A 13483-nucleotide genomic window follows, 5' to 3' on the forward strand; every position below is an offset into this window, starting at 1 on the left:
GTGAAGTGCTTGGCCTAGAATTACTGTTATAGGGGGGGGGATTGCGGACGCGCACATACCGTTTCCCCTTACTCTTCGCCAAAACAGCGAAATTCATCTCCAAAGCGGCCGGCAAGGATGATCCTTGCCGGCTTTTTTATTGACCAGCGAGAAAGGGTAGTACGCACATGGCTAGCTTTCATCATCGGATCAAGAGCGGCAAGAAGGGTGCCGCCAAGGAACACGCGGCTTACATTGAACGTCTTGGCAGGTATGAGGGCCGCGAGGATCTGATCCATGCCGAGAATGGGAACCTCCCCGACTGGGCAGGCGGGAATCCTGCGACATTCTGGAAGGCTGCGGACACTTACGAACGAGCCAATGGAGCGGTGTATCGCGAACACGTGATCGCCCTGCCGAACGAACTCAGCTTGGAGCAGAACCGTGCGCTTGCGGAACAGCTTGCTCACGAACTGGTAGGGAGCAAGCCCTTCCAGTTTGCTATCCATGCTCCCGAAGGAAAGCTTGGCGGCATCACGAACCCCCACATGCACTTGATGTACTCGGACAGGGTACAGGACGGGATCAGTCGACCTCCGGAACGGATGTTTTCGAGGTACAACCCGAAGCAACCTGAAGCGGGTGGATGTCGCAAGGACAGCGGCGGCAAGAGCCCGATGGTGCTTCGCGATGAAGTCATCGCCACACGAAAGAAGATTGCCGACATTCAGAACCAGGCGCTTGCCGAGCACGGCTTCGCTGCCAGGGTGGATCACCGCAGTTTGCGCGAGCAAGGCCTGCAACGCCGCCCAGAGCGCCACCTGGGGCCTACACGCGTCAAGAACATGTCCGACGACGAGAAAGCCCAATTCGCCGCGCTGCGCACCGGGGGCGCCGCAACGTGACTAGCGGGTGCCATTGGCCATCTGCCGCCCACGCGATTCTGCGACAAAATCGCAAGAGTCGCGTGGTTTTCTTGCCAATCGGCCAGCGGGCAGGCTCTCAAGCAAAAAGCCCCGGCCATTGCTGACCGGGGCTTCAGGATCACAACCAGCGGCTACAGGCCGCCGAAATACCAGTCGCTCAGCCGAACGAAGCGCTGCTTGCCCTTGGGGGCGACCACGATCCACACGGCCTGTTGACCTTCAAGGAGGCGAAGGGCAGCGTTGAGCCGATCACGATTGCGAACGGGCCCGTACCGCAGCACATGGTTCTTCGGGATGTATGTATCGGAGTTGGGCCCACGCCAGACACACTCGCGAAGGTACTTCAGCACGGCTTGTGCATCGACCTGCTCTTGCGAGAGCACGAACTGCGGTGAGAACAGCCGCTTGTATTCGTCCAGGTGCCACTGCACCACCGTGAATGCGCGCTCCAGCGTATCCAACGTGATCTTGCCTTCCTCGCCGCTGAAGCAGTGGAACACGGCGGCCAACCGACCAAGCAGCTCCATGATCTTCGACGCGAAGTCGTTGATGTCGTGCAGGTAGTCGCCAGGCCGAAGCATCCACTCCGTCTGCCTTGCCAGATCGAACCAGCGCGCCTTTGCGTCGTCCGAGAACTCAACCAGTTCACGCTCGATCTCACCCGATCCAGCGATTGCATCGAACTGCTCCAACAACTCACGCATCCGTGCATGAAAAGCCGGCAGGCACTCCCAAACCAGTTCTTCGGTGCTGACCTGCCGGAACCCCTGTGTCGATTCAGGCCAGCCCACGAGGTACCGCGCCCAGTGACCCGACCCTTTCGCGATCTCGCCATGCTTGGCCAGATAGGCCTGGAGCACTGACTTCTGAGTCATGATGCTGATCGTCACGCGAGGATTCATGACCAAGACATTGTCGAAGTCAGCTCGATCCAGCGTCAGCATCGGCGCTCCATCCCATGCCTTGTTCAGCAAACCGAGCTGCGCCATCGCCTCGCTCTTGAACATCACCTGACCTTCATCAGTCGTGATCGCGATGGATTCGCCTTCGCCATCGAGCGAGTCCATGATGGCCCGCGCCGTGATGTTCTGGCGCATGAAGCGCCGCAGCCGCGGCTTCTTCGGCTTCAGCTTGGCGTGCTGCGCCATCTCTGCCTGGATCGCCTCAATCGACTCACCTTTGCTGACCGCCTTGGCGAGACGATTTCGCAGACCCTGGCTTTTTGCCTCCCATGCCTCACGCTCAGCGTGATAGCTATCCAGCGCAGCCTGATATGCCACGGCTTTGCGGCGATCATGCTCATACAGCGGCGCGAAGACCAAAGCGTCCACGGTGCTCTTGCGTTCGCCAGATTCGGCCACACCGCACAGATACAGCGACGTCGGTCGGCGCTGTCCGGTCGGGAGCTTCACGTCGAACAGCCCCTGGCACGACGTCGACATCCCGGCTACCAGCCCCATCCCGATCAGCGCATCCGGCGCTTGGACGTTGCGCTGCAACTCATACGCCGTGTTGCGCAGCAAGATCAAGAAGGCATCCAGCGGGTAAGGTCGCGACCCATAGTTACTGCCGTTCATGCTTCTTCTCCTTCGGCGTAAGCGGCTTCTTCTGTGGGCGCCTGCTGGCCGTCATCTCCAAGCGGGCGGTTGCAAGAGCGGCACACCACCACCTGCCCGCTCACCCGGCGACGTTCCCGCTCGGCTTCAAGGAGCAGCCGAAAACCGGCCGGGCTGACCTTCAAGTCATAGGCGTTGTTGAAAGCCGCCAGGATCGACTTCTGCGGCACTTTCGCAGCCAGACGGTGCTCGATCTCTTCGAACGCTTCACCGAAGGCTTCGCTGTTGCGGCGCCGACTGCTGGGCTGGATCGCCTGCAGCTCACCGATGAAGCGCTCGAATTCCTCGTTCTCAGACATACTCGTGTTCCTTGATGGTGTTGTTGGTGGTGGTGTTTGCCTTCGCCTCGCGATCACGCAGCCACGCGATCACCTGGTCGTACCACCAGATGCGAGGCGAGCGGGGTGAATCGAAAAGCGGCGTACCTTTCGGAAACGTCGGGTCGTTCTTGAAGATGCTGTAGGCGGTGCTCCGGCCAACGCGGACCACCTTCAGCAGTTCATGAAACCGAACGGTGGGCCCATCGGGCTTCCACGTCGTAGCCAACAAAGGGGGTGAGTGGATATGCTGTGCGCGTGCAACCGACCGCTTCGGTCGATTACGCGCACTGGGGTTGTGGTGCCTTGCCTGATGCATGGATTTCTCCTGTTTGGTCGAAGTACGGCCGCTTCGTACTGGCCGTGAATCCATTCCATCCATTTCGCCGATTTTGGTCGCCGGGGAAAAAATCAAAGTTTTTGCAGCCACTCCCACGTGCTCGTTGACCACCGCCGCAATCAGCCAAAAAAAACAGTTACTTATCAACGAGAAGGGGCACGCCTCAGCGTGCCCCTTCTCTTCATTACGCACCGCTTGCACCACTGGTTTAACTACTCATCAGAACCGCTTTCCTTACCTTGAAGGAAGCGCACCAGCCCGTACAGGGCAAAGCCGTACACCACCACCCCACCTACGATTGCGAACATTGCCGTTTCCTCCGTGGTTATCCACCGTGGCCAGCTGCCTCTACACGCGCTTCGAGGCGACCTTTCAGGCCCGAGCCCGTGGATTCGCAGACTTCCGCGCGCTGCCCGCCGCCACCCTCGGGGTAGAACTCTTCCACCACCGCCGGCACGTCTTCTTCCAGCTCCTCGAACGCACCGTTGGCGAAGCCCCGACGTGCTGACTCGTCCAGTGCTCCCTGGTCAAACCCGCAGGCTCGGCGCTGTTCGTCCTGATCCCGGGCCTGGGCGATGGCCTGCTCCAGCGTCAACCCATCGCGCACCACCAGATCCACGTAGTAGATCGGTGCACGGTGGCTTTGCGTGGTGGACTTGCCGCGCAGCTTCAGTTCCAGCGGCAGGCAGGCCAGTAGCCCACCCGACACCGCGCTGAAATACTCCAGCCGTGCCGCCAGCGTGCGAATGGTGTTGAACGACGTGGTGCGCAGCACGAAGCTGCCCAGCGCATCGTCATCGCCTTCCCCCACAACCACGTTGAGCCGGGCGTAGGCCTTGCAGGCTCCTTGCGAGAACGCGCAGGCATCCGGCCCCGAACAGGGCAACGTGGCCACGCCCTCCTTGCCCGAGCGCCGGCAAGTCTCGCCATTGCCCACACACACCGGTCGCCCCGTGGTGCGGTCGAACAGCGAGTAGTCGGCCCGCAGGTTGAGGCTTGGATCGTTGAACAGCAGCCGCACCGGGATCGAACGCAGCTTCTGACCTTCCGCTTCCTTGCGCAGCTTTTCGTCCAGCGGATGCAGCAGCCAGCCATCGCGCCCCTGTACCTGGCTGGTCAGGGTGAACTGGTCGTCCTTCTCCGGCAGGCGCTTGCCGTTGCGTTCCACCACCCGGCCAATGGAAATCCGCCCGATCACGGGCGGGGTGATTGCCAGACCTTTCAGCATGTCGCTGTCCCCTCATCGTTATCGGAAGTCCGCGACAGCACGAACCGGCGCGCGCCGGGGCGGGTCACGGTGTACATGGCGGCGACGTCCGGGCACTCGGCGATGAGCCGTTTGGTGTCGAGCGTGGTGCCGTCCTTGGATCGCTTGAACGTCACGACGCCGTGGGCAAAGCGCGCCGTGCTGGCGTCGCCCATCGCTTGCTGGATCACCTGCTTGAGCGATTCGCTTTCATCCTCCATCGCTTCCAGCTCACCCTTGAGCGTCGCCAAGGCATCGAAGGCGCGGCCAAGGTCTTCATCGCCCGTGAAGTCCAGGCTGGTGTCGTTGCCGCGATAGAGCTTACGCAGGGCCGTGGCCGCCGATGCGCTGCCATCCGCCGGTGGCTGGATGTCCTTTTCCACGTGCTCCCAGAAGCGGGCTTCCAGCACCACCAGCCGGGCGATCACTTCCTCGTCCCGTTCGATGCGATGGATTTCCAGTTGCTGCCCGCACAGGAGCACGGCCACGTCGGCGGCGGCTTTGCCCGTGACCGCCAACTGGTGCTGCACTTGGAGCTGGACGTACTCAGGAACCCCGTCCTTCCACAGCCGCGAGCCGAACTCGCCCGCCGTTTTGCACTCCAGCACCTGCACATCCGGCACGCCGACGATTTCCCGGTCGATGTTCGCCAGCATGAACGGGAACGTCGGGTGTTGAAGCACGGCGTTGAGCTTGCGCACCTTGCGTCCGGTGCGCTCCTGGTAGGCCGTGGCCACCATCGGCTCCAGCAAGGTGCCCCAGTAGCGCGGATCGTCCTGTCCGGGGCGTACTTCTTCCGGCGGCGTGCGACCGGTCTTTTCCATCCAGAGTTCGAGCTGGCTCTTGTACGGACACAGGCCCACGGCGGCAGCGGCATCCGAGCTGCCGATGCCATTGCGCCGCACATCTAGCCACTGCCCATAGGGCAACTTCTTCGTATCGACCAGCCTCACGGCTCCGCTTTGCTTGTTCATCGGTGTCCTCCAGGCATAAAAAAGCCCGACCGATGCGCAAGCATCAGCCGGGCGATGGGTGGTTACTTTTCAAGGTGGCGTTACCAACTGGCGCGGTAGTAGATGTCCCAGCCGCGTTCCTGCAACTTCTTAGCCTGCACCACGATGCGCAGGGTGTAGTCGACGTCGCCTTCGGTCATCGGTTCGTCGCCCTCGCTGACGAAGTATTCGCTGGCCGACTCTGGATCGTCGTCCACCTGATCGAGCTGTTCTTCCAACTCGGCCAGCACATCGGGCGCGATGTAGGCGGGCCGGCAGTCGTCGTGGCCTTCCTGCACGTTGTTCACGAACCACCGGTGCAGGGGATCGAACTTTCGCCAGTAGCCCACCCGCACGGTCACGCCCGTGATCTCCATCAGGGTCGCGTCGTTGTCGGGCTTTTCCGTGGGTGGCGTGTAGCCAATGGCCTTGCCGATGGCTTGCCGAACCGGTGCCAGCTCCTCGCTGTAGGGCGGCAGGTGGAGCTTCGCTTCCAGATACATGTCGAGTCCCATGACATGCCTCCTGTCAGGCCACCAACTTCATCACTTCGTCCCACGCCCGCTGCTTGATCTGGGCACCTTGCCCAAACCACGCCGCATCCCGGCGGTGATCGTCGCTGCGTGCGCGGCGGTGGTGGTCGATGAACTCGGTGACGCCGTTCAACAGCCCCCACGCCGTGCCACGGCTAGAAGCCATCAGCGCACCGCGGCCACCGCCCTCGTACAGAGCGCGGACATTGGCGACGGCTTGCTCGTTGACCACCGAGACCTTCCCGTCCGGGCCTGCGTAGGTCAGCACGCGACGCAGCAGTCCTTCCACCGAGTCCGGATCGAGCGGACGCTCCACCAGCGCCTTCATGCGCGCCACGAACCCATCCCACGACGACACCGTGATGCCGAGCTGGCGCTTCACCACTTCCGGATCGAACTGGCTGCGATGCGGCACCTTGATAGCCCCGCTGGTATTGCCCAGTGCGATCTGCAAGGTGTTGTTGCACACCACCCGGACGCTGGTGAACTGCGCCGTGGTCGCCAGCGTGCCGTCGCAGGCCGTGGCCAGCAGCAGGTAGCCATCCACCCGGTCGCGGCCCTTCAGGCTGACGCTCTGGCCGGTACGCGCCAGCGCCCAGAACTTGCGGCCTTCGCGCAGCACGCCAGCCGTTTCCAGCTCGAAGCCACCCGCTTCGGTGAGGTCGCGGTAGAACTCCAGAATCTCGCCCGGCTGGACGACCTGGAAGCGCTTGGAGACCACGGCCAACGGCGCCTTGGTGTCGGAGCGGTACAACACTTTCTGCTCGGGGAAGGCCTGGATCACGCCCAGACCGTTCTGGCCGGTGACGTAGCGGACTTCAGCGTCCTCAATCGCCCAGTCCATGCCCGCGTTGGCCTTCCAGACTTCGATGGGCTGTTGCGCTTCGAGCTTCTTGCCCAGGCCATGCCACGGCGTCTCGCCGGCATAGGCCATCGTTTCGACCAGATGCATGTTCGTTTCCTCTCGATGAGGCGGCATAAACGCCGAAGGCCCGGGAATCCCCCGGGCCTTCGGCGTATGTCGCGTGGGTTGGTTGGATCAGGGCGCTTTCGAGATGCCGCTCTTGCAGCGGGCAAAGCCCAACAGCAAGGTGGCGACAACAACGAGCACGCAGGTCAGCGGGTCAGCCTTCTGCGGGATCATGCTTCTCCCCCTCGATGGGCGCCTCAGGGCGGATGCGCCCAAACGCGAGACAGAGCCTCCCCTGTCTCATGTGGGTGATATGTGCCTGAAACTTTTTCCAATCAACACCGACAACCGCTACGGAGAGTGATGCTGTTCGCAACGCGTCCTTACCTCACCCTCCGAAGCATTTCTGCTGAATCCGGGACGTCCGCATACTTCGCAGGTGCGCAGCGATGCCCTTTCTGCACGTCTGATCCAGACCCGTTGACGGAGCGAGGCCTCCCACACACGAAAGCGCAAGCTGCCAAATTTCTCCTTCACCTGCACGGCCACCACCTGCGGCGCACCGCGCTGATCGGTTTCTCGCTGGAGTTTGCTGCAAAGGTCATCCAGCAAGGCACACCAGCCATCCCCCACCATGCATCCCCAGCCCATGCTGCATTCGCGAGGTGGAACATGGCAGTTTGCGAAAATGCGGGGGTACCGGTCGTACAGGGCTTGCTCCAGCTCAGGGCTCATGACGCTTCCTCATGATCGAAAGCCCCATTTCACGATCTCGAAGCGGCACTCAATGTCGCCAGACGCGCCCTCGGCCGTGTTTCTCCCAGCGACACTACATGTCGTTATCGTGGCTAGGATGATCCTCGTCCATCCGCCGCTTCGCAGGCTCGCCAATGCCAAATCCCACCGCAGCCCGTCTCTCCAAGTCGCGCATCGTCGCTGGCCTCCAGTGCGAACGTCGCCTGTGGCTGGGCACATATCGGCGCGATGCGATGGAGACCTCTTCCGCGAATCAGGCTGTGCTGGATACCGGCAACGCCGTTGGTGATCTGGCCAGAGAGCTTTACGGACCCGGCTTGCTAATCGGCCACGTGGACGACACTGCCAAGGCCCTTGCCGAGACCGCCGATGCGCTGCAAGGCAAAGGCAAACGCAAGACGCTGTTCGAGGCGGCCTTCCAGCACAAGGATGTTCTGGTTCGCGCAGATGTCCTGAAGCCCATTCCGGGCGGCTACGACCTGATCGAGGTGAAATCTTCCACCTCCGCGAAGGACTACCACCTGGTCGACTGCGCCATCCAAGCCTGGGTGATCCGCAACGCAGGCATCACGCTTCGCCACGTGTATCTGGCGTACATCGACACGGCGTTCGTTTACGCGGGCGATGACGACTACAACGGCCTGCTGATGGCCGAGGACATCACGGCCGATATCGCCGACCTCATCGAGCAAGTCCCGGGTTGGGTACGCAGACTTCAGAAGGTGCTGCGTGGCGACGAGCCATCCATCACCACGGGCGAGCAGTGCTCCAAGCCTTTCGACTGCCCCTTCTTCGAGCATTGCCGCGCGCAGGAGCCCCAGGAGCCCAAGTATCCGGTCACGATCCTCAAGCGATCAGCCGCGCTCACCCGCGCGCTACTCGACGAGGGTTACGTGGATCTCCGCAAGGTACCCGCCGAACGGCTGACCAACCCCATCCATCAGCGCATCCGCAAGGCCTCGGTGACGGGGAAACCCTTTCTCGACCCGGCTGCAGCCGAACAACTCGACGAGCTCGGGTATCCACGCCATTACCTCGACTTCGAAACGATCAACTTCGCCATTCCGCGCTGGGCGGGCACGCGTCCCTATCAGCAAGTCCCCTTCCAATGGTCGTGCCAGATCGAACAGCGCGATGGCAGCCTTAAGGAACGCGTCTTCCTCGACCTGAGCGGCGACGATCCGACCCGCGACTTCGCGGAATCCTTGCTTCGCACGCTCGGCAGACGCGGCCCCATCCTCGTTTACAACCGGAGCTTCGAAGCAGGTCGGGTCAAGGAACTGGCCGACTGGTTTCCCGATCTGGCGGATGCCTTGCTGGCCTTGAACGAACGCATGGTGGATCTGCTGCCCATCACGCGTGAGCACTACTACCACCCCGCCATGCTGGGCTCGTGGTCGATCAAGAAAGTGTTGCCCACCATCGCCCCGGAGCTCGATTACGACGACCTGGACGATGTGGCCGATGGCGGCCAGGCGCAACTGGCCTACCTGGAGGCCGTCCACCCGGAAACGCCCACCGAGCGGCGCACCGTTCTGGATACGGCCCTGCGCCGCTACTGCGGTCGGGACACCATCGCGATGGTTCGCCTGCTGCAAGCCCTGACGGGCCGTTGATCCGTCCCGCGCCAGAGGCCATGCCGGCGCGCCCCACTTCCACAGGAATTCTTTCGTCATGCAGACGACCCTCGATTTCCCGCTCGAACAAGTCTTCCGCGAGGCCTATCTCGCCCAACTCGGTGCAAGCTTCGCCGAGTTCCGCGAGAACCCCCAAGGCACGCTGGAGAAATACGGCCAGCACGATGCCATCGCGATCATGCGGCTCGGCTACCGCCCCTTGCTCCCGGTGCAAGTTCGCCTGCGGGAGACGCTGCTGGCCCAATGGCGCGCCGAAGGCACCTGGGATGATTCCATGGCCGTGCATCCCGTCTCGCCCGGCGCCACAAGCCGCATCTTCCAGCACATCCGGCAAGCCATGGGAAGCATGCTGTACGCGGCCAAACAATGCCTGCCGGAGCATGGCAGGGCGCCGACCGGAAACACGTTCCGAACCCGGTGACCGCGCCACGTCAAAGCGACACTACATGTCGCATCGCATGGCATGATGGTATTCATCCCCAACCGGGGCTTCGATCCAGGATGCCGCCATGAACGATACTTCCCTGCGCTATCTGGAAATGTTGCGACAGATACCTCGTCTCCCGAATAGCATCACGGCGACCGACCTGCACCGCAAACTGCAGAGCCTCGGCCATGAGATCGACAAGCGCAGCATCGAGCGAGACCTCAACAAGCTTTCAGGCATGTTCCCGCTGACCACCAGTGATGGCCGACCGGCCCTGTGGAGCTGGGCACGCGAGGCCGACCTGACCCACCTACCGGCCCTAAATCCGGCGACTGCACTGACTTTGGAACTGGCGTATCGCCATCTGGATTCACTGTTGCCGCGTAGCGCTATCGTCGCCCTGGAACCGCTGTTCAAATCGGCACGCAAGGTGTTGGATGAAACCAACCAGACCGGGCTCGCGCGCTGGTCGGACAAGGTGGCCACCGTGCCGGAGAATCAACCGCTGATGCCTGCATCCATTGCAGCAAGCGTGCATGAAGCCGTCCATCAAGCCCTGCTGACGGAAAAGCGTCTTGAGATCGGCTATCGGGCCGCAGGGCAGGAACGCCCCAAGCGCTACCCGGTCAATCCGCTGGGCCTGGTCAGTCGGGGTGGCAGCTACTATCTGGTCGCCACGGCCCGCGACTACCCGGAGCCGCGCAACTTCGCCCTGCATCGCATGGCATCCGCCACACTGCTGGACGAGCCTGCCAGCAAGCCAACCAGCTTCAACCTGCGACGCTACATTGCGGAACACGGCTTCGAGTTGCCGCTAGGCGGCGATCTCAATCTCGAACTGCGGGTCTCGCCCTGGATGGCGAGCTATCTGGACGAACGCAAGCTGTCGCCCGACCAGACGCTCACTCCCATTCGCGGCCGCGAGGAACAACGCCTCAGCGCCACCGTAGCCAATACCGACCAACTGCGCTGGTGGCTGCGCAGCTTCGGGGCGAATGTCGAAGTGGTGAAGCCGGCCTCGCTACGCCGAAAGCTGGCCAGCGAGTTCGCCGAGATGGCGGAGCTGTATCAGGGTTAGTCCTTCAATCCTCGATCACCCGCTGGGCACGCACTTCCCGCTTCGCGACAGGCCATACCGTCTGGTAGTCATGGAACTCCAACGTCGCCTCGATCTCGTCGATGCAGGGCAGCATCTCCCACGGAAGCGGGAGATGATGGACGATGCAGTGGCTCAGGTAGGTCATGTGGCAGGTGCCTGAGAAAAGTGGATGGTCCGGGTCATGGAACTCGCTCCAGTTCTCGATCTCCCCGTTGTTCATGCCAAGGAAGTATTCGCAACCAACCCTGATCCGGTACTTGCCATCGCCTACATAGGTCTGGTCGATGCGGTCGTAGATCGACCGCACGGAGCCATGGTCCAAGGTCAGCATCACTGCCACGCTTGCAAGCATGCTCCAGTCGAAGATGGCGCCCGGCTGTCCCTTGAGAAGCACGCCGCGCGCCTCGCGCAGGCTTGCTTCCAGTTCCAGGTCGAGCGCATTGATCTGTTCGACCACCTGCTTTGCACGGTCGATCCATGCCGGCGGCGGCATGCGTGGTTCCACGCGCTCGAAACGCCACCATTCGCCGGTTCGCTTCCTGCGGGCCTGCTTGATGGCGCGCAAAGCAGGTGCCGCGACATCGCGCAAGCGCGCGTATGCCGCTTTGTACGCCTTCGGCAGGCCCTTCCCCACGGCCAATGCCTTCAGCTCGTCATGCACGTACTCGATGTCGGCATACGCCTGGCGAAGCTGGGCCTCCAGCTTCTCTTCCAGCGACTTCAGAATCAGGCCGTCAATGGCTTCGTAGGGCTCATACTCCCTTTTGACTCGCGCGGCCATGATGGCTCCGATGGTGGCTTCGCAAACTTAGGATGCACGTTCACCACGACACCCACTGTCGCATGGCCTACGTCAGCGCCACGAACTGCCAGACAGCGACGACAGGGTGTGGGCCGTTCTTAGGAACGAGAGCGCATGCACGCCCCAATGCGTCTCGAAACTGCGGCACCAGCACTCGCATGCACGTGCCTGGTGATCTGCATGACCCTGCAGCCACCACGCATAACCCATCAGCAGGCTTGCATGGATATCCACGAGGTCGCAGCGCATTTCGTTGAGAAGAACCGGGATACTTTCCGAGTACGCAGGCATCGGGGCGGGCATCCGCACCTCGCCTTCAATACGCCGGCGAGGCTCCACGCCCGACAGGGACTGGATGGCCGCCTCGACATCCAGCCGATAGGCACGCAGCGCATCATCCATGTCCGGCCAACGGCGCATGCAAGATGGCCAATCGAGATTCCTGCTTTCCACCAGGCTGAATTCGACGGCCACGGCATGCAGCCTGGCCACGCAGCGATGCAGCCATCGCCACTGCTCGATAGGCGAGCGGGCATCCTGGTTGGCACATGCCGCAATGAAGGCGCCCACGGCCTTGCCGTAGTTCCGGCATGCCGGGCTGGGATTTGTGTCGGGGGTCATGCGTCCACCTCGCGAGTGGAAGCATGCTGATTGACCGCGCCGACACCGGCTGTCGCATCACGCCGTCAAAGCGTTCACGAGCCCCGAAAGCGCCTCGCCAGCCGTGCTGCGCAAAGCCAAGTCCGCCTGGTCGGTCAACTGCGTGTGGAGCGGATTGATCTCCACCACCTTCGCACCGCGCTGCTTGGCCACGCCCGGCAGGCTCGCCGCAGGAAACACGAGGCCGGATGTCCCGATGGCGATCAGCAAATCACTTGCGGTCGCGCACCGCTCGGCCTTGCGCCACGCCAGTTGCGGCATGGGTTCGCCAAACCAGACCACACCGGGGCGAACGTAGCCGCCGCAGTGCGTACAACGAGGCGGCATCAATCGAAGTAACGGCTTGTGCGCCGCTTCCGACGGAATATGCACATCCTCGTGAGGTCTGCCGCAGGCAAAGCAGCGCGAGGCAAACAGGTTGCCATGCAGGTGGACGACATCCCTGGCGCCGGCACGCTCGTGGAGGTCGTCCACGTTCTGCGTGACGATCGACAGGCCCGGCTTGATGTTGGCTAGTTCCGCCAGCGCCCGATGACCCGCATGAGGCTGCGCGGCCCTCACCATCGCCATGCGCCACACGTACCAGCCCCAGACCAATGCCTTGTCCTGCTGGAACGCGCTCGCCGTGGACAGATCCTCGGGATCGAACTGCAACCACAAGCCATTCTGTGCATCGCGGAAGGTGGGAATGCCGCTTTCGGCGGACATCCCAGCCCCAGTCAGAACCACTACGCTTCGGGCAGCCCTGAACCAATGGGCCAGCTCAACGATGGGGTCGTTCTTTTGCATCGCCTTTTCCTTTCGCTCCGGCGGACTTACTCCGCGCCAATCCCCGTATAGGCTTCGAAGCGACGGGAGTCGTAGTGAAGCAGGCAGAACTCGTCATCCTCGTCCAGAAAGCCGAGGATGATGTCCAGGCGCTCACGAAAATAGATTGAACCCGACTCGAACGTGGTGTCGATGACCGGCTACTCCAGCACCTCCACCACCATCATCGGGACGTCGTAATCCGGCGTCCTGCGATTCTTCATGCCCGGCTTCCACTGCGCCAGCATGCCCGGCTGCAGGGACTGCTCGGTGCCGCTGGAGAACCGCAGGAAGCTCCCAGCCAATTCTGCGCAGTACCTGCGTGCCGCGACGCGCTTTTCGTCGGTGTTGCCGCCCACCAGCTTCAGGGTGCGGTTTTCGTGCGCTGGGATTTCCATGCTGACCTCCGTCGATTGATGGAGGCCATGCTGGCATC

Annotated in this window: 15 protein-coding genes; 4 read left to right on the plus strand and 11 right to left on the minus strand. The window is 62.3% G+C overall.

What is annotated here, in order from left to right; translation table 11 throughout:
* The first annotated feature begins 167 nt into the window (after window positions 1-167).
* Entirely contained in the window at window positions 168-884 is a 717-nt protein-coding gene (locus ACVCL9_RS10960; protein WP_447098103.1) for a MobA/MobL family protein, read from the plus strand.
* A 152-nt stretch (window positions 885-1036) separates the two neighbouring features.
* Here ACVCL9_RS10960 and ACVCL9_RS10965 read toward each other — a convergent pair whose 3' ends face one another.
* The 7 genes from ACVCL9_RS10965 to ACVCL9_RS10995 form a co-directional block, all read right to left on the minus strand.
* A complete protein-coding gene (locus ACVCL9_RS10965) occupies window positions 1037-2482 on the minus strand; it encodes a YfjI family protein (RefSeq protein WP_447098102.1) in 1446 nt (481 codons plus the stop codon).
* Complete coding sequence (locus ACVCL9_RS10970; protein WP_447098101.1) at window positions 2479-2820, minus strand: hypothetical protein; 342 nt, start codon at window positions 2818-2820, stop codon at window positions 2479-2481. The genes ACVCL9_RS10965 and ACVCL9_RS10970 overlap by 4 nt, the downstream gene beginning before the upstream one ends.
* A complete protein-coding gene (locus ACVCL9_RS10975) occupies window positions 2813-3370 on the minus strand; it encodes a hypothetical protein (RefSeq protein WP_447110634.1) in 558 nt (185 codons plus the stop codon). The genes ACVCL9_RS10970 and ACVCL9_RS10975 overlap by 8 nt, the downstream gene beginning before the upstream one ends.
* Before the next feature lie 133 nt (window positions 3371-3503).
* A complete protein-coding gene (locus ACVCL9_RS10980) occupies window positions 3504-4406 on the minus strand; it encodes a recombination directionality factor (protein WP_447098099.1) in 903 nt (300 codons plus the stop codon).
* Window positions 4400-5398 (minus strand): YqaJ viral recombinase family nuclease, encoded by a 999-nt coding sequence (locus ACVCL9_RS10985; protein ID WP_447098098.1) that lies wholly within the window; start codon window positions 5396-5398, stop codon window positions 4400-4402. Before ACVCL9_RS10985 ends, ACVCL9_RS10980 begins: the two co-directional genes overlap by 7 nt.
* Window positions 5399-5478: 80 nt before the next feature.
* Window positions 5479-5931 (minus strand): hypothetical protein, encoded by a 453-nt coding sequence (locus ACVCL9_RS10990; RefSeq protein WP_447098097.1) that lies wholly within the window; start codon window positions 5929-5931, stop codon window positions 5479-5481.
* 13 nt (window positions 5932-5944) lie between these two features.
* Entirely contained in the window at window positions 5945-6901 is a 957-nt protein-coding gene (locus ACVCL9_RS10995) for a DUF932 domain-containing protein (protein ID WP_447098096.1), read from the minus strand.
* An 848-nt stretch (window positions 6902-7749) separates the two neighbouring features.
* Here ACVCL9_RS10995 and ACVCL9_RS11000 point away from each other — a divergent pair.
* The 3 genes from ACVCL9_RS11000 to ACVCL9_RS11010 all read left to right on the plus strand — a co-directional run bounded on the left by ACVCL9_RS11000 (window position 7750) and on the right by ACVCL9_RS11010 (window position 10757).
* The gene (locus ACVCL9_RS11000) at window positions 7750-9231 is read left to right on the plus strand and encodes a DUF2779 domain-containing protein (protein WP_447098095.1); all 1482 of its coding nucleotides are present in this window, start codon (window positions 7750-7752) and stop codon (window positions 9229-9231) included.
* Window positions 9232-9289: 58 nt separating this feature from the next.
* Window positions 9290-9673 carry a hypothetical protein gene (locus tag ACVCL9_RS11005; RefSeq protein WP_447098094.1) on the plus strand — a complete coding sequence of 128 codons (384 nt, stop codon included), beginning with the start codon at window positions 9290-9292 and terminating at the stop codon, window positions 9671-9673.
* A gap of 88 nt (window positions 9674-9761) precedes the next feature.
* Window positions 9762-10757, plus strand: a complete 996-nt coding sequence (locus ACVCL9_RS11010; RefSeq protein ID WP_447098093.1) for a helix-turn-helix transcriptional regulator — start codon at window positions 9762-9764, stop codon at window positions 10755-10757.
* Window positions 10758-10761: 4 nt separating this feature from the next.
* Here ACVCL9_RS11010 and ACVCL9_RS11015 read toward each other — a convergent pair whose 3' ends face one another.
* The 4 genes from ACVCL9_RS11015 to ACVCL9_RS11030 form a co-directional block, all read right to left on the minus strand.
* A complete protein-coding gene (locus ACVCL9_RS11015) occupies window positions 10762-11559 on the minus strand; it encodes a hypothetical protein (RefSeq protein ID WP_447098092.1) in 798 nt (265 codons plus the stop codon).
* A 72-nt stretch (window positions 11560-11631) separates the two neighbouring features.
* Window positions 11632-12201 (minus strand): hypothetical protein, encoded by a 570-nt coding sequence (locus ACVCL9_RS11020; RefSeq protein ID WP_447098091.1) that lies wholly within the window; start codon window positions 12199-12201, stop codon window positions 11632-11634.
* A 57-nt stretch (window positions 12202-12258) separates the two neighbouring features.
* Window positions 12259-13029: an SIR2 family NAD-dependent protein deacylase gene (locus ACVCL9_RS11025; RefSeq protein WP_447098090.1), complete on the minus strand. Its 771-nt coding sequence runs from the start codon at window positions 13027-13029 to the stop codon at window positions 12259-12261.
* Between the two features lie 179 nt (window positions 13030-13208).
* Window positions 13209-13445: a hypothetical protein gene (locus tag ACVCL9_RS11030; RefSeq protein WP_447098089.1), complete on the minus strand. Its 237-nt coding sequence runs from the start codon at window positions 13443-13445 to the stop codon at window positions 13209-13211.
* Window positions 13446-13483 lie beyond the last annotated feature (38 nt).

It is taken from the genome of Rhodanobacter sp. UC4438_H5, assembly GCF_052978405.1.